Genomic DNA, 15,681 nt, shown 5'->3' with positions numbered 1-15,681 from the left:
TCAGCGGGAGGAGCGCGCCCCGTCCGCGTCGTCGAGGTCCTCGTAGTCCTCCTCGTCGACGAGGTCCTCGTCGAGCATCTCGTTGTCCTCGAGGAGCTCCTCGTCCTCGTCGTCGTCCTCGTCCTCGTCGGAGTCGTCGTCCTCCTCCTCGGCGAAGACGGTCAGCGGGGTGACCTCGTCGTAGGCGTCGTAGAGCGCCTCCTCGTAGGCGTCGAAGGCGTCGGCGATCGCGATGTAGGCTCCGTCGACCGCGGGGTCGTCGTCGCTGCGGCGGTTGGAGGCGGCGGCGAGGTGTTCTTCGAAGGCACTCACGAGGGCCTGCAGCGCGGCACGAGGATCATGACTCATGGAGTAGACGTTAGCGCTTATCCGTGCAGAATGGGGACCGATGAGAGAACAAGTCCGCACCAGCTCGGCGACCCTGCGGCACGACGCCGACCAGCGCTACGAGTACCTCCTGCTCACCGTCGCACCGCACGAACGGCTCAGCGAGGCGCGGGCCCGGCTGCGCGAGCACGCCGAGTACGGCAAGTGGGAGCTGACCCGCACCGTGCTCCTCTACGGCGGCACCCGCAAGTACTGGCTGCGCCGCCGCGTGATGCGCGTGGAACGCACCATCTGAGCCCCGCCCGGGACTCCGCCGGGACGGCTCAGGCCTCCAGCGGGCCCAGCAGGGCCTTGGCCACGGCCGCGTGCACCGACTCGCTGTCCGAGGGGTGGTAGATCCCGGCGAGGACGTCGCGGTAGAGCCGTTCCAGCTCCCCGCCCCGGGAGTATTGGGCGCCGCCGGAGGTGCGCATCGCGAGGTCGACCACCTGCCGAGCCGTCTCCGTGGCCCGGTGCTTGACCCCCGAGAACAGCAGGAACCAGCGGGGCCCGTGGTCCGGGGCCCCGGCCGAACCCAGGGCGTCGACGTCGGCCGTCAGCCGGTCCAGCTGCAGCTCCACCCCGTCGCGCAGCAGCGCGGCCTCGGCGATCTGCCACCGGATGTCCGGGTCCTGCGCGTAGGACGTCCCCCTGGCCCGCGACCGGCGCGCCCCGGCGAGCTCCGCGGCCAGCTGCACCGCCCGGTCGGCGATCCCGGTGTAGACCGCCGCCAGCAGCAGCTCGAAGCAGCCGAAGATGCCCCACACCACCGGGTCCGGGTTGGGGCCCGCCGGGGTGCGGGTGAGCACCTGGTCGGCCGGCAGCCGCACCGCGTGCAGGATCGTGCTGCGCGACTGCGAGGCGCGCATCCCCAGGGTGTCCCAGTCGTCGAGGATCTCGACGCCCTCGTCGTCGCGGGCCACGAAGCCGAAGACCAGCGGGGCCCGCGGGTCCGCGTCGTCCCGGGCGTGGACGATCAGCCGGGTCCAGACCGGGGAGAGCGAGGTGAAGATCTTGGTGCCGGTGACCCGGTACCCGTCCGCGGTGGCCTCCGCGGTGGTCGCCGCGTCGAAGAGCACGGCGTCGTTGCCGGCCTCGGAGATGCCGAAGGCGAAGATCTCCCCGGCCGCGGCCTGCTCGAAGATGCCCCGGGCGCGCTCGTCCCCGCGCAGCCGCAGCGTGTGCCCCACGCCCACGAGCACGTGGTGCATGTTGATGCCCAGCGCCGTGGCCGGTGCCGCCGCCGCCAGCCGGCGCTGCGCCGCGGCGGCCTGGCGCAGCGTGAAGCCCAGACCGCCGAACTCGCGCGGGACGAGCATGAGCGGGTAGCCGATGCGCACCAGGTCCGCGAAGTCCTCGTCGAAGAACCGGTTCTCCCGGTCGTAGCCGCCCGCCCGCGCGCGGAAGGTCTCCAGCAGCTCGTCGGGCAGCAGGGTCTCCGGCGTCAGGCTCTCGCGCACCCGGGTCTCGGCCGGTGCGGTGTCCGCGCGGTCCATCTCGCTCCTTCGTCGGTCGGGCCCCCGGTGCGGTGCCGGGCGGCCGGGGTAGTCAGTAGCTGCTGAGCAGCCGGTGCAGGACGCGGGAGCCGAACTCCAGGGAGTCCACCGGCACGCGCTCGTCCACGCCGTGGAACATGGCGGGGAAGTCCAGCTCGTCCGGCAGCCGCAGCGGCACGAACCCGTAGCCGGTGATCCCCAGCGGGTCCAGGGACTTGTTGTCCGTCCCGCCGGAGAGCATGTACGGCAGGACCACCGCCTCCGGGTCCTCGACGTGCAGGGCGGAGACCATGGCGTCGACCACGTTGCCGGAGAAGGGCACCTCCAGGGCGATGTCGTCGGACTCGAACTCGAAGCCCACGCCGTCCCCGGCCAGCTCCGCGAGCTTCTCCAGCACCACCTCGCGCTGGCCCGGCAGGTAGCGCACGTCCAGCCCGGCCTGCGCCGAGCCCGGCACGACGTTGACCTTGTACCCGGCCTCCAGCATGGTCGGATTGGCCGTGGTCTGCAGGGTGGCTCCGACGAACCGGGCCACGGAGCCCAGCTCGGCGAGCAGCCGCTGCGGGTTCTGCGGGTCGAACTCCACCCCCGTCAGCTCCGTGACGGAGTCCAGGAACGCCCGGGTGGTCTTGGTCAGCTCCACCGGCCACCGGTACTGCCCGATGTTGGCCAGGGCGCTGGAGAGGCGGGTGACGGGGTTGTCGTCGTTGATCTGGGACCCGTGCCCGGCGGTGCCCTGGGCGTTGAGCCGCAGCCACATCAGGCCCTTCTCGGCCGTCTGCAGCAGATAGGCGCGCCGGCCGCCGATGGTGGCCGAGTAGCCGCCGACCTCGCTGATCGCGTCCGTGACCCCGTCGAAGAGCCCGCGGTGGTGCTCGGCGATCCAGTGCGAGCCGTAGACCATGCCCGCCTCCTCGTCGGCGAAGAACCCGAACACGATGTCACGGCGCGGCCGGGTCCCCGTGCGCACCATGTGGCGCAGCACGGAGATCATCATGGCGTCCATGTCCTTCATGTCCACGGCCCCGCGGCCCCAGATCATCCCGTCCCGCAGCTCCCCCGCGAACGGGTCCACGGACCAGTCGGCGGCGATCGCCGGGACCACGTCCAGGTGCCCGTGCACCAGCAGGGCGTCCGCGGACGGATCGGTGCCCTCCAGCCGGGCGAAGACGTTGGCGCGCCCGGGGGCGGACTCCAGCAGCGTCGTGGTCAGCCCCACCTCCTCGATCAGGCCCGCGACGTACTCCGCGGCCCGCCGCTCGCCCTTGGCGTCCCCGCTGCCGTAGTTGGAGGTGTCGATCCGGATGAGGTTGCGGCAGATCTCGACGGTCTCCCCCTCCGGCGACGACGCCGCCGGGGCGGCGGGAACGGTCTGCGGATCGGTCATGACGGTCCTTCCTGTGGGCGCGTGCGCGCGGGATGCGGTCAGCGGATCGCGGTCAGCGGGCGGCCGTGTCGCGGCCGGGGTAGCGCAGCAGCACGAGACGCCCCGACTCCTCGACCACGACGACCTCCTCGGTCCGGTCGGGCGCGTCCTCGGGGGCGACCTCGAGCCGGTAGCCCTCCTCGGTGGCGGAGGCCTCGCCCTGGACCACGAGGGTGCGGTAGAGGCCGGTGTCCTGGTGCCAGCGCTCCAGGTAGGTGGGGCAGTACTGCGAGTTGCCGTCCATGGACCGGTGCACGAGGTCGTGGGAGAGCAGCTCGCAGGCGCCCGCCCAGTCACGCTCGGCCATGGCGTCCACGAAGGCCCGGGTGGTGCCCTCGGGCGTGTCGAGGTCGGGGCCGCACCCGGCGAGGGCCAGGGCGGTCGCGACGACCGGGGCCAGCCGGAGCGCGCGCCGGGCACCGGCGGGGCGTGTGGCGTGGTCGGTCATCGAGCTCCTTCCCGGATGTGCCCTGCCAGCCTATCGTTCCGCGGCCCGCGGGCGGCGGCGGGCACGGCGCCGGAAGCGCCGGGGTGAAGTCGGGCAGTATATCCAGGCCGGGCTGTGACCCGCGGCACATCCGCCGTCGGGCGCGCGTGTCCTCGGCCCGGAAAGCAACAATTTCGCATCTTTTCCATTTCTCATGGGAATTCCCTAGCATTTCCCTGGGCGCCTTCCCCAGCCCAATCTGTCTCGCTGTCCGGCCGGACCGCGATAGCCCCCCGCCGTGCGGAACCCCCACCTCTTTCCGCACGTGCAGACAGACCAGGAAGCAGAAGCACCCATGGCGAAACACCGCTGCGCCCCCGCGCGCCGTCACGGCCGCATGGCCGCCCTGGCCCTCTCCGCCGGGATCGGCGCCACCACCCTCGCCGGCACCTCCCTGCTCACCGCCCCGGCGGCGCAGGCGGCCGCGCAGGACCTCGTGCAGGTCGACGCGCTCACGCGCCAGAACGACGCCCAGATCATCCTCGACGAGATCAACCGGTACCGGGAGTCCCTCGGGCTGCGGTCGCTGAAGTACTCGGCCACGCTCTCCCAGGTGGTGCAGAAGGAGTCCGACCGGCAGGTGGTCGAGGAGCGGTTCTCCCACAGCACCAGCTTCCTCACCGACCCCCGGGTCGGGCCGTACACCAACGCGAACGAGGTGATCGCCCTCGAGTACCACCGTGACGTGCGGGCGCTGGTGGCGTGGTGGAAGTCCTCGGCGGCCCACGACAAGGCGCTCAAGGACCCCCGCCACGAGGTGATCGGCATCGGCCTCAGCTACGCGGACGGCAGGCTGGAGAACACCGGCCAGCCCTGGCAGGTGCTGTCCACGGTCAACCTCTACGGCTACGCCAACGGGGGCGCTCCCGCGGACGCCACCACCCGGGTGGGCGGCACCCCCGCCTACAGCAACGAGACCGCCCAGCCGACCACGCCGCTCCCGAGCCCGTCCGGCTACGGCGTGGCCGGCGCCATCGGCGCGAAGTACCACGCCCTGGGCGGGGCCTCCGTGCTGGGGACGCCCATCACCCCCGAGATCGGCGGTCTGCGCTCCGGCGGCGCCTACCAGGAGTTCTCCCTCAACGGCCGCAAGAGCACCCTGTACTGGAGCCCGGCCACCGGAGCGCACCGGCTCGAGAACGCCACGACCATCGGCCAGAAGTTCGTGGCCGCCGGGCGGGAGAACGGCTACGGCTATCCCAGCACGGAGGAGCGCCGGCTTCCCGACGGCTCCTCCTACCAGGTGTACTCCCGGGACGGCGCGCTGACCAAGGTGCTGTGGACCCGCGCCTACGGGGCCCGGGCGGTCAAGGAGACGGGCGCGATCGGCCGGGCCTGGAAGGCCGCGGGCTTCGAGCGCGGCTACGGCTACCCCGTCACCGACGAGATCCGCTCCGGCACCACCGTCTACCAGCGCTTCTCCAACCGGTACAAGGTCATCTGGTCCTCGACGACCGGTCAGATCACCGTCACCGGGTGGTGAGCCCCGTGCCGGGGGCCCCGGCCCCCGGCACGGGCGCTCAGTGCTCGAGCACGATCTTGCCGAAGTGGCGGGCCGCCTCCATCTCCCGGAAGGCCTCCGCCGCCTCGGCCAGACCGTGCCTGCGGTCGATCACCGGACGGATCCCGGTGCTCTCCAGCGCGCGCACGAAGTCGGCCTGGTCGCGGCGGCTGCCGACGATCAGGCCCTGCAGGCGGGCCTGCTTGGCCATCAGCAGCGCCGTGGGCACCTCACCGCCGGGCCCGGTGAGCACGCCGATCAGGGAGATGTGCCCGCCGATGCGCACGGCCCGCAGGGACTGCGGCAGGGTGCCCGGACCGCCGACCTCCACGACGTGGTCGGCCCCGCGCCCGCCGGTGAGCTCCAGGACGGTGCGCCCCCACCGGGGGTCCTCCCGGTAGTTGAGGACGTGGTCCGCCCCGAGCTCGCGGACGCGCTCGAGCTTCTCCGCGGAGGACGAGGTCGCCACCACGGAGGCGCCCATGGCCTTGGCCAGCTGCACCGCGTAGACGGAGACCCCTCCGGTGCCCAGGGCCAGCACGACGTCGCCGGCGCGCAGCCCACCGTTCACCACGAGCGCCCGCCACGCGGTCACCCCGGCCGTGGTGATGGTCGCAGCCTCCGCCGTCGACCAGCCGGCCGGGGCGCGCGTGAACCACGTCGCCGGGCGCACCACGACCTCCCGGCCGTAGCCGTCGAGCCCGTCCCCGGGCACGCGGGAGAAGTCCGCGTCCACCGGCGGACCGTCCTGCCACAGGGGGAAGAAGCAGGAGACCACGGTGTCCCCGGCCGCGAACTCCTCGACCCCCTCCCCCACGGACTCCACGACGCCGGCCCCGTCGGCCATGGGGATCCGGCCGTCCGCCGTGCGCGTGCCGCCGGAGACGACGAGGTAGTCGTGGTAGTTCAGGGAGCTGGCCTGCACCCGCACGCGGATCTCGCCCGGACCGGGGGCGCCGGGATCCGTGGCGTCCACGAGGCGGAGCCGGTCGAGGCCTCCGGGTGCGTCGATGCTGAGCTGCTTCACGGGCTGTCCTCCAGATCGTCGGAAGGGGTGGTGGGAAGGGGCGGACCGGGTGGTCCGTGCGGACGCGCCCACTTTATCAGCACGCTTCACATCTCGGAGGAGGCGGATTAGGGTGGCCTCACCGGGGTGCGGCGGAGCGGACCAGCGCTCCCCCACCACCGGGCCACTGCAATCTCCGACGGAGGCCACATCGTGTTCTTTCATCAGCAGAAACTCCAGTACAACGCCACTCCCGAGGCGCCGGACGCGGTCTATGCGCGCAAGCTGCAGGAGGTGATCGGCGGCCAGTACGGCGAGATCACCGTGGCCATGCAGTACAGCTTCCAGGCCTGGAACGCCCACATCCCGGGCAAGTACCGGGACCTGCTCTTCGGCACGGCCGCCGAGGAGTTCGGCCACATCGAGATGCTCGCCACCATGGTCGCCCAGCTGCTGGAGAAGGCCCCGCTGGGCATCACCGAGGAGGCGGTCCAGGGCGACCCGGCGGTCGCGGCGGTGATCGGCGGCACCGATCTGCAGCACGCCATCGTCGCCGGGGCCGGAGCGCGGCCGGTGGACTCGATGGGAAATCCCTGGTCCGGGTCCTACGTCACCGCCTCCGGGAACCTGCTGGCGGACATGTCCTCCAACGTCAACGCCGAGATGCAGGGCCGGCTCCAGGTGGCCCGGCTCTACCACATGACCGACGACAAGGGCATCCGCGACATGCTCTCCTTCCTGCTGGCCCGCGACACCATGCACCAGAACCAGTGGATGGCCGCGGTCAAGGAGCTGCAGGCCGACGGGCTGGAGCAGATGCCGGTGCCCTCGAACTTCCCGCAGGCCAAGGAGGCCACCGAGTTCTCCTACGACTACTACAACTTCTCCGACGGGGCGACCGCCGCGCAGGGCTCCTGGGCCTCCGGGCCCACCCCGGACGGCAACGGCGAGTTCGGGTACAAGGACCAGCCCATGGCCGGGGTGCCGATGCCGCCCCCCACCCACCCCGACGCCCGGTTCTACGGCACCACCGAGGTGCCCAACCGGGTGGAGAAGGCCGCCGGCGCCCTCCAGGACAAGCTCAACAGGGAGTAGGTCCCGGCCCCGGAGGTCTGCGGGGCCGGCGCGGAGCGCACGCGGACACGGCCGGGGGCCCGGGACGGCTCCTCCGTCCCGGGCCCCCGGCCGTGTCCGCGTGCGCTCCGCGCCGGCCCCGCAGACCTCCGGGGCCGGGCCGGACCCGGTCAGTGGGCGCCGGCGGCACGGGCGTGCCGGGCCGCGGCCTCCGCGCCCTGCGTCCAGCGGTCCCCGTGGCCGGGCAGCACCGTGCCGGCCCCGGTGGCGGCCACGGCGTCGAGGGAGTCCAGGGCCACGGTCGTGTCCGCGGTGGCGGCCGCCGCGACGATCTGCGGGCCCCGCCGGCCGGTGTAGGGGTCCAGGGTCACGAGCGCGTCCCCGCTGAGCACGGCGCCGCGGTCGGGCAGGTCGAGGATGCAGTGCCCGTCCGTGTGGCCGGGGGTGTGCACCACGACGGGCCGGCCCGGCACCGGCAGCGCCGTCCCGGTCTCCAGGGGGCTGAGGTCCCGCACGCCCTTGACGGCCAGCGCCCCGGCCGCGGCCATGCGGCCCAGCAGCGGCAGCGACCGCGGGTGGCCGAAGGGATAGAGGAACCGGTTGCGCTCCGGGCGGTACCGGTACGGGTGGGCCGCCAGCCGCGCGTCGGCGGGGTGGCCGAGCACCGGCACCCCCCACTCCTCCTGCGCGCGGCGGGCGAAGCCGACGTGGTCGAAGTGCGCGTGCGTCAGCACCAGCGCGCGCACCTGGTCGGGACGCCGCCCCCGGTCCTCCAGGGCGGCCAGGAGCATGGGCCACATGCTGGGCAGTCCGGCGTCCACGAGGGTGACGCCGTCGTCGTCCTCGACGAGATAGCAGTTGACATGGGCATGGGTGATGCGGTGGATGCCGTCGGCCACGTGCGGGGTGAACATGGGTCTCCTCACTCGATCAGTGTGCTGAGCATACCGCCCCGCTCGCGGCGGCCGGGAGGGTGCCCGGGCAGGCCTGCGCGGTAGAATGAGCACGGCAAGGCCCCGGCCCGAGGATCCCCCCGGCCCGGCCGGGAGCGTCCGTCACTCCCCCCGAGAGGACCTGCTGTGCTCCGTCAGCGTTCCGACGTCCTGCCCACCGTGGAGATCGTCGCCGTCCCGTTCCACCGCTTCCGCCGGCAGAAGTGGTCCCTGACCTTCGTCCCGGCGGGCGGGGGCCGTCCCCTCCGGCGGACGTTCCCGGCCTTCCGCGACGCCGTGCTGGCCGCCCGGGACCTGGCGCTCGCCGAGCGCGCCCGCGCCTGAGGCCGACCGGTCCCGCAGCCGCCGGCGCAGGGTCGCCCGGGAGTGCCCCGCGGTGCGCAGCCGCGAGCCGGCGTAGGGCACGCCGCCGCGGCACCGGGCGCCCAGGGCCGCCCACACGCACACCGAGCGCTCGAGCACCCACGCCGGGGCCCACAGCACGGTGCTCGCCGGATAGACCCGCCGGCCCCCGGCGCGCCGCCGGCCGACCTCGGCCACCGCGCAGACCAGCGCGCCCAGCCCGGCCAGGCGCCGCGGGCGGCGGGCGGACCAGAGCAGCACGGGCAGCCACGACAGCTCGAGGACGAGCCGTCCCGGCTGCGCGAAGTCGTCGTAGGCCTGCCGCACCCGTTGACCGGCGAAGTGCGCGGCACGGGGCGGCACCCGGCCCACGAGCACGTCCAGCGCCCGGACCTCCCGCCCGCCCGCGGCCGTGACGGTGCGGATGAGCTCCAGGTTCTCGAACAGGACGTCGCCGTCGTAGCCCCCGGCGCCGAGCAGGGCGGAGCGCCGCACGCCCAGCGTTCCGGGGTAGTCGCCGCCCAGGGCCCGGTTGAGCAGGGTGCGTCCGGTGTCCCAGCGGGCGTGCCACGGGAGGTCGAGGAAGTAGTTCTGCGGCCGGACGAGCTCCGCGTCCGCCAGCAGCCCGACCACGGCGGCCAGCGCGCCGCGGGTGTAGCGCACGTCGTCGTCGGCCAGGACGAGGCGCTCCTCGGCCGCGTGCCGCACACCGGTCATCACGCCGGCGACCTTGCCGTTGGCCCCCGGCCACGGTTCCGGGCGCAGGAGGCGCACGGCGCCGGGCAGGGCGCGCCGGTGGGCCTCGAAGACCTCTCCCGCGGACCCGTCGACGACGGTGACGGGCAGCCACCGGACGACCTCGGCGAGGTAGGCGGCGAGATCGGGCAGGTCCTCGTCGTCGGTCCACTTCAGCGGCAGGACGTAGTGGGCGTCCGCCAACGGTGCGTCGGGGCGGGGCGGGGAGACCATGGGCACGTCCTCCGGGGGGCGCGGAGATGTCGATGGGCTCGCTGCTGAACCGGTTCGGATTGTTCCGCCCCTGCCGCCTGCGGGACAAACGACCGTGCGGAAATCGGACAGGCCGCCGGTGGGGCGGTCCCGGCGCACCGGGCACCGTTCCACCGGCGACCCCGGGGTCTCACTCCCCGAGCGCCTCCAGCACCACCTCGGCCACGGCGCGGCTGGACTGCGGATTCTGTCCCGTGACCAGGTTGGCGTCGCGGATCACGTGGCTGGACCAGGCGGGTCCGGTCTCCACGACGGCGCCCTTCTCGCGCAGCACGGTCTCCAGGAACCAGGGCGTGTTCTCACCCGTGCCCCCGCCCAGCTCCTCCTCGTTGGTGAACGCCGTGAGGCGCCGGCCGGCGAACAGGAAGGTGCCGTCGTCCTGGGCGCTGAGCAGACCGGCGGGACCGTGGCAGAACGGGGCGATGAGCCGTCCGGCCCGGTCCGCGGAGGTCAGGATCCGGCCGAGGGAGGGATCGTGCACGAGGTCGGCCATGGGCCCGTGCCCGCCGGGCAGCACGAACGCGTCGTAGTCCGCCGGGTCGACCTCGGACAGGACGAGCGGCGCCGACAGCTCCTCGTCGATCTCCTCCAGGTAGGCGCGGAACGCGTCGGCCTGCTCCTGACCCCCGGCCATCTCGGGGGCGAAGCTGGCCTGGTCGACGGTGGGCCGGCGCCCGCCGGGGGTGGCGATCTCGACGGTGTGCCCGGCCTCGCGCAGCACCCGGTGCGAGACGACGAGCTCCTCGGCCCAGAAGCCGGTGGGGTGCGTGGTGCCGTCGCGCATGGTGAGGGCGTCGGCGGCCGAGACGATCATCAGAACACGAGCCATGGTGGGTTGCTCCTCCGGTGCGGTTGCGGTGCGGTTGCGGTGTCGGTGTGCCGTGGCGGGTCAGCCGGCGGCGGTGAGCTCCTCGTAGGTCGCGTCGTCGAGGTGGACCCCGGCGGCGCCCATGTTCTCCTCGAGGTGCTCGAGGGAGGCGGTGCCCGGGATGGGCATCATCACCGGGGAGCGGCGCAGCAGCCAGGCGAGCGCGATCTGGGAGGTGGTGGCGCCGAGCCGCTCGGCGGCCGCGGCGACCGGCCCGCCCGGGCGGGCCGGCTCCCCGGCCGAGATCGGCGCCCAGGGGATGAAGCCGATGCCGTGCCCGGCGGCGTGGTCCAGGACGTCCTGGGAGGAGCGGTCGGCGAGGTTGTAGCGGTTCTGCACCGTGGCGACGGTGAAGTGGTCCTGGGCGGCCACGAGCTGCTCGACCGTCACCTGGGACAGCCCCAGCGCCCGCACCTTGCCCTCCTGCTGGAGCTCGCGCAGGGTGCCGAACTGCTCCTCGGCCGGGACCTGCGGATCGATCCGGTGCAGCTGGAGCAGGTCGAGGGCGTCGACGCGCAGCTTGCGCAGGCTCAGCTCGGTCTGCTGGCGCAGGTACTCCGGGCGGCCCAGCGGGATCCACCGCCCGGGCCCGGTGCGGGCGAAGCCGACCTTGGTGGCGATCCGCAGGCCCGCGGGGTACGGGTGGAGGGCCTCGGCGATGAGCCGTTCGCTGACGTCGGGGCCGTAGGCGTCGGCGGTGTCGATGAAGTCGACGCCCAGCTCCACGGCCCGGCGCAGGACGCGCCCGGCGTTCTCGCGGTCGGCGGGCTCGCCCCACACGCCCTCGCCGACGATGCGCATGGCGCCGAAGCCGAGACGGTGCACCGTCCCGAGGTCCTGGAGGTCGATGGTGGCGGGCACGGTGGTGGTGTTTTCCGTCATGCGTGCCGCAACGGCCCCGCCCGGCCGCTTATTCCGCCGGCGCAGCGGGTCCGTCCCGGCCGCGCCGCTATCCTGGGCCCCACGCCGTTTCTTCCGAGGAGGACCCGTGGAGCAGCAGGACCACCCGCGCACGATCGTGATCACCGGTGCCAGCGACGGCATCGGCGCCGCCGCCGCGCGCCGGCTCTCCGCGGACGGGCACGAGGTGGTGGTCGTCGGCCGCTCGGCCGAGAAGACCGCCGCGGTGGCCCGTCCGCTCGGGGCCCGGCACGTCAGCGCCGACTTCGCGCGGCTGGCCGACGTGCGCCGCCTGGCCCAGGAGCTGCAGGAGGCGGTGCCGCGGATCGACGTGCTGGTCAACAACGCGGGCGGGATCTTCGACCGCCGGGAGCTCACCGAGGACGGGCACGAGATGACGTGGCAGGTCAACCACCTGGCGCCGTTCCTGCTCACCCAGCTCCTGATGGACCGGCTGCTGGAGCGCGGGGCGGCGGTGGTGAACACCTCCAGCGTGGCCGCCCGGCTGGGCCGCTTCCGCCCGGAGGACCTCGGCGACGACCGGCGGTGGTCCCCGCAGCGGGCCTACGGGGACACGAAGCTCGCCAACATCCTCTTCGCCCGTGGTCTCGCCCGCCGCCACGGCGCCCAGGGGCTGGCCGCGGCGGCGTTCCACCCCGGCGGCGTGGCGACCAACTTCGCCTCGTCGACCAGCACTCCCCTGCGCTTCCTCTACGGCACCCGCCTGGGCCGCCGGCTGATGATCAGTCCGGAGCGCGGCGCGGAGACCCTGGTGTGGCTGGCCGAGGGCACTCCCGGGCGGGACTGGCGCTCCGGGGGCTACTACGAGAAGAAGAGGCCGGCCCGCACGAACCCGCGAGCGCACGACGACGCGCTCGCCGACGCCCTCTGGGAGCGCAGCGCCGAGCTGGTCGGTCTCAGCCCGGGTCCCTCGGCCCGCTGAGCACCAGGGCGTCGACCTTCGCCCACAGCTGCGGGAGCGTCCCGTCGTTGACGATGGTGGCGCTGATCCAGCGCGGGTCGATGCCGGCCTCGGAGGGGTGCGGGTCCTCCGGCCCGGCGGTGCCCGGGCGCACCACGTGCACCACGCGGCCGCCGGCGCGGGTGATCGCGGCGGCCTCGACGTCGAAGCGCACGTCGGTGAACACGACCCTCCCGCCCAGCCGCCGGGCGGTCTCCAGGCCGCGGTCGGCCCAGACCGTCTCCCCGAAGACGGCCTTCCCGGCCTCGTTGCCGATCTTCTGCAGCAGGGTGCGGATCTCCCGGTGGACGGGGTCGTGCGCCTCGTCCTTGAGCCGGTCCCAGTTCCCGCCGGCCTCGGCGAGGACCGTGGAGAGCCGCAGCGGCAGGCCGGCGCGCACCCCCACGAGCGGGTCGAGGCGGACCAGGAACAGCCGCAGCGGATCGGCGAAGGCCACCCGGGAGTAGCCGTGGGCGGTCACCAGGCGGTCCCCGCAGCTGTCCTTGCCCGCCTGCTTGCGCCCGTGCAGACCGATCAGCTCCGGCCCGGCGTCGTGGTGCGCGGCCATGGCGGGCCTCCTCCGGTGCGGGTGCGAACTCCTCCCAGCCTACGGAGCCGGGGTTGCGCCGCACCAGGAGACCACCCCTCCGTGAATTGCACTATGATAGTGAGAGTGCAATCTTCGACGGATCCGGGGCGAGTCCCATGAGCGACGGCGCACGGGAGCGGCGGATGCGCCGCACCCGGCGGGCACTGATCACCGGCGCCCGCCGGCTCACGGCCGCCCACGGCCTGGGCGGCTTCACCGTGGAGCAGCTGTGCGCAGAGGTCGGGATCTCCCGCCGGACGTTCTTCAACTACTTCGCCTCCAAGGACGACGCCGTGCTGGGCACCCCGGCCCGGGACCCGCTCGAGGCCTTCGGCGAGCAGTTCGTGGCCGGCGGCCGCGATCCGCGGGGACCGGGCCTGCTGGAGGCGCTCCAGGAGCTCGTCGTCCGGTCCTTCGCGCTGCTGGAGGGCCCGCACGACCGGGCCCTGATGCTGGAGGTCCTGCGGCGGGAGCCCGTGCTGCTGCAGCGGCTCACGGAGTCGATGGACCGCCACGTCGCCCAGCTCGCGGCGCTGATCGCCCGCCGGCAGGGCTGCGCGGCCGGCGACCCGTTCCCCGGCGTGGCCGCGGCCGCCGTCTCGCACCTGGCCGGGCACACCGTGCACGAGCTCCTCGAGGAGCGTCCCGCCGGCCCGGACCCGGAGGAGTCCCCTCCCCTGGCGGAGTTCGCCGACCGGCTGGCGCGCAACGTCCGCCTGGCCGGGGTCCTGTTCTGCCCTCGCGCCGCCGTCCCGGCGGCGGCGCCGGAGGACTCCGCGGCCCTCCCCCCGACCACCTCCTCCCCCGGGACCGCACCCGCCGCAGATCCGTCCTCGGCCACCGAAGGAAGCCCATGACCTCCACCCCGCCCGCGGTCGCGCAGGACGCCCCGCTGCTGGTGCTGACCCAGCGACGCATCTGGATCATCTTCTCCGCCCTCATCGCCGGGATGATGCTCGCCAGCCTCGACCAGACGATCGTCTCCACCGCCATGCCGACCATCGTCGGCGATCTGGGCGGCGTGGAGCACCAGGCCTGGATCACCACGGCCTACCTGCTGGCCACCACCATCGTGATGCCCGTCTACGGCAAGTTCGGCGACGTCCTGGGCCGGCGGAACCTGTTCCTGGTCGCCATCGCCCTGTTCACCCTCGCCTCCGTCGGCTGCGCCCTGGCCACCGGGTTCTGGCAGTTCGTCACCTTCCGCGCGCTCCAGGGACTGGGCGGCGGCGGGCTCATGATCCTCTCCCAGGCGATCATCGCGGACATCGTGCCGGCCTCCGAGCGCGGCAAGTACATGGGCCCGCTCGGGGGCATCTTCGGGCTCTCCGCCGTGGCGGGGCCGCTGCTCGGCGGCTACTTCGTGGACCACCTGACCTGGCAGTGGGCCTTCTACATCAACATCCCGATCGGGATCGCGGCCTTCGCGATCGCCTGGTTCACCCTCACCCTGCCGCACAAGCGCGCGACCCGCAGGATCGACGTCACCGGCGTCCTGCTGCTGTCCGCGGCCACGACCTGCCTGATCTTCTTCACCGAGTTCGGCGGGGACGCCGAGCACGGCTGGAGCGCGCGCGGCACCTGGGCCTGGGCCGGCGGCCTGCTCGTGGCCGCGGGACTGTTCGTGTGGAACGAGACCCGGGCCGAGGACCCGATCATCCCCCTGGGCCTGTTCCGCAACCCGGTGTTCGTCAACGCCACCGCCATCGGCCTCACCCTGGGCCTGGGCATGTTCGCCGCCATCGCCTTCGTCCCGACGTTCCTGCAGATGTCCTCCAGCACCTCGGCCGCGGAGTCGGGGCTGCTCATGGTCCCCATGATGGTCGGGTTGATGGGCACCTCGATCTGGTCCGGGCTGAGGATCTCCCGCACGGGCCGGTACAAGGCCTACCCGCCGGCGGGCACGCTCGTCACCGCGTCCGCCATGCTGGCCATGACCACGCTGACGGCCGCCACACCCGTCTGGCTGATCTGCGTGTACCTGTTCGTGCTCGGCGCCGGCCTGGGCCTGATCATGCAGGTCGTCGTGCTGGTCGTGCAGAACGCCGTGGACCCGTCGCTGGTCGGCACCGCCACGAGCACCAACAACTACTTCCGCGAGGTCGGCGCGGCCCTCGGCGTGGCGATCTTCGGGGCAATCTTCACCACCAACCTCTCCGAGAAGCTCACAGCGGTCTTCACCGGGGCCGGCGCCTCCGCCGAACAGGCCGGGCGGGCCACCTCGACCCTGGACCCGCAGACGCTGGCGCAGCTGCCCGAGCCCGTCCGCGAGGGCGTCGTCGCCGCGTACGCGGAGTCCCTGGCCCCGGTGTTCTGGTACCTCATCCCGTTCATGCTGGTGGCCTTCCTCCTGGCGGTGTTCCTCAAGCAGATCCCCCTGTCGGACACCGCGGGCATGGTGGCCCGCGGGGAGGCCATCGGCGGGGAGGAGGCGAGGGCTCACGAGCAGGCGCTGCGCGCCGCCGCGGCCCCGTCCCCGACCGGCCACGGGGCACGGTCCGAGAACTGACCAAAAGGCCATTCGCATCCGCGAACGGCTCCGCTAGGTTGGGCGCGGGCGGTCCGCTCCCGCGGCCGCCCGGACCGTTGCAGACCCCCCGGAAGGACCTGTCATGCTCACCATCGACGGCTCGTTCGACGCCTTCTTCAACCCCAACTTCACTGCGATCCTGGGAATGTTCCTCGACTTCTTCCGCGCGGTGCT

16 protein-coding genes are annotated in these 15,681 nt (G+C 73.4%); 6 read left to right on the top strand and 10 right to left on the bottom strand.

Features of this window, described 5'->3' with window-relative positions; genetic code table 11:
* Positions 1–348: a hypothetical protein gene (locus AYX06_RS19660; RefSeq protein WP_062734073.1), complete on the bottom strand. Its 348-nt coding sequence runs from the start codon at positions 346–348 to the stop codon at positions 1–3.
* Positions 349–388: 40 nt separating this feature from the next.
* On the opposite strand from AYX06_RS19660, the gene AYX06_RS02295 reads away from it, so the two are divergent.
* The gene (locus AYX06_RS02295; RefSeq protein ID WP_062734070.1) at positions 389–622 is read left to right on the top strand and encodes a DUF5703 family protein; all 234 of its coding nucleotides are present in this window, start codon (positions 389–391) and stop codon (positions 620–622) included.
* 28 nt (positions 623–650) lie between these two features.
* On the opposite strand, the gene AYX06_RS02290 is transcribed toward AYX06_RS02295, so the two are convergent.
* The 3 genes from AYX06_RS02290 to AYX06_RS02280 are packed head-to-tail and all read right to left on the bottom strand — an operon-like array spanning position 651 to position 3,736.
* Positions 651–1,862: an acyl-CoA dehydrogenase family protein gene (locus tag AYX06_RS02290; RefSeq protein ID WP_062734067.1), complete on the bottom strand. Its 1,212-nt coding sequence runs from the start codon at positions 1,860–1,862 to the stop codon at positions 651–653.
* 52 nt (positions 1,863–1,914) lie between these two features.
* Positions 1,915–3,249, bottom strand: coding sequence for a M20/M25/M40 family metallo-hydrolase (locus tag AYX06_RS02285; RefSeq protein ID WP_062734066.1), 1,335 nt, complete (start codon positions 3,247–3,249; stop codon positions 1,915–1,917).
* Positions 3,250–3,301: 52 nt separating this feature from the next.
* Complete coding sequence (locus AYX06_RS02280) at positions 3,302–3,736, bottom strand: hypothetical protein (protein ID WP_062734064.1); 435 nt, start codon at positions 3,734–3,736, stop codon at positions 3,302–3,304.
* 334 nt (positions 3,737–4,070) lie between these two features.
* On the opposite strand from AYX06_RS02280, the gene AYX06_RS02275 reads away from it, so the two are divergent.
* Positions 4,071–5,258 (top strand): CAP domain-containing protein, encoded by a 1,188-nt coding sequence (locus tag AYX06_RS02275; protein ID WP_062734062.1) that lies wholly within the window; start codon positions 4,071–4,073, stop codon positions 5,256–5,258.
* 37 nt (positions 5,259–5,295) lie between these two features.
* Here AYX06_RS02275 and AYX06_RS02270 read toward each other — a convergent pair whose 3' ends face one another.
* Complete coding sequence (locus tag AYX06_RS02270; protein WP_062734060.1) at positions 5,296–6,303, bottom strand: zinc-dependent alcohol dehydrogenase family protein; 1,008 nt, start codon at positions 6,301–6,303, stop codon at positions 5,296–5,298.
* 192 nt (positions 6,304–6,495) lie between these two features.
* On the opposite strand from AYX06_RS02270, the gene AYX06_RS02265 reads away from it, so the two are divergent.
* Positions 6,496–7,377 (top strand): manganese catalase family protein, encoded by an 882-nt coding sequence (locus AYX06_RS02265; protein ID WP_062734058.1) that lies wholly within the window; start codon positions 6,496–6,498, stop codon positions 7,375–7,377.
* 149 nt (positions 7,378–7,526) lie between these two features.
* Here AYX06_RS02265 and AYX06_RS02260 read toward each other — a convergent pair whose 3' ends face one another.
* The 4 genes from AYX06_RS02260 to AYX06_RS02245 all read right to left on the bottom strand — a co-directional run bounded on the left by AYX06_RS02260 (position 7,527) and on the right by AYX06_RS02245 (position 11,409).
* Entirely contained in the window at positions 7,527–8,270 is a 744-nt protein-coding gene (locus AYX06_RS02260; protein WP_062734055.1) for an MBL fold metallo-hydrolase, read from the bottom strand.
* A 141-nt stretch (positions 8,271–8,411) separates the two neighbouring features.
* On the bottom strand, positions 8,412–9,620 hold the full coding sequence (locus AYX06_RS02255; protein WP_186815666.1) for a glycosyltransferase: 1,209 nt from the start codon (positions 9,618–9,620) through the stop codon (positions 8,412–8,414).
* A gap of 169 nt (positions 9,621–9,789) precedes the next feature.
* Positions 9,790–10,488 carry a type 1 glutamine amidotransferase domain-containing protein gene (locus tag AYX06_RS02250; protein WP_062734053.1) on the bottom strand — a complete coding sequence of 233 codons (699 nt, stop codon included), beginning with the start codon at positions 10,486–10,488 and terminating at the stop codon, positions 9,790–9,792.
* A 60-nt stretch (positions 10,489–10,548) separates the two neighbouring features.
* Positions 10,549–11,409, bottom strand: a complete 861-nt coding sequence (locus AYX06_RS02245; RefSeq protein WP_062734051.1) for an aldo/keto reductase — start codon at positions 11,407–11,409, stop codon at positions 10,549–10,551.
* A 106-nt stretch (positions 11,410–11,515) separates the two neighbouring features.
* Here AYX06_RS02245 and AYX06_RS02240 point away from each other — a divergent pair, with 106 nt between their 5' ends.
* Complete coding sequence (locus AYX06_RS02240; RefSeq protein WP_062734049.1) at positions 11,516–12,370, top strand: SDR family NAD(P)-dependent oxidoreductase; 855 nt, start codon at positions 11,516–11,518, stop codon at positions 12,368–12,370.
* Here AYX06_RS02240 and AYX06_RS02235 read toward each other — a convergent pair.
* A complete protein-coding gene (locus tag AYX06_RS02235) occupies positions 12,345–12,956 on the bottom strand; it encodes a deoxynucleotide monophosphate kinase family protein (protein WP_062734047.1) in 612 nt (203 codons plus the stop codon). The genes AYX06_RS02240 and AYX06_RS02235 overlap by 26 nt on opposite strands.
* Before the next feature lie 137 nt (positions 12,957–13,093).
* Between AYX06_RS02235 and AYX06_RS20145 the strand changes: the two genes are divergently transcribed.
* Entirely contained in the window at positions 13,094–13,834 is a 741-nt protein-coding gene (locus tag AYX06_RS20145) for a TetR/AcrR family transcriptional regulator (RefSeq protein ID WP_084271406.1), read from the top strand.
* The gene (locus tag AYX06_RS02225) at positions 13,831–15,486 is read left to right on the top strand and encodes an MDR family MFS transporter (RefSeq protein WP_062734040.1); all 1,656 of its coding nucleotides are present in this window, start codon (positions 13,831–13,833) and stop codon (positions 15,484–15,486) included. Before AYX06_RS20145 ends, AYX06_RS02225 begins: the two co-directional genes overlap by 4 nt.
* The last annotated feature ends 195 nt before the right edge of the window (positions 15,487–15,681 follow it).

Origin of the sequence: Kocuria turfanensis (assembly GCF_001580365.1) — a bacterium.
In the GTDB taxonomy this organism is placed as follows: domain Bacteria; phylum Actinomycetota; class Actinomycetes; order Actinomycetales; family Micrococcaceae; genus Kocuria; species Kocuria turfanensis.
Note: the sequence above shows the minus strand (reverse complement) of the source record. Positions and strands in the feature narration are given on the sequence as shown.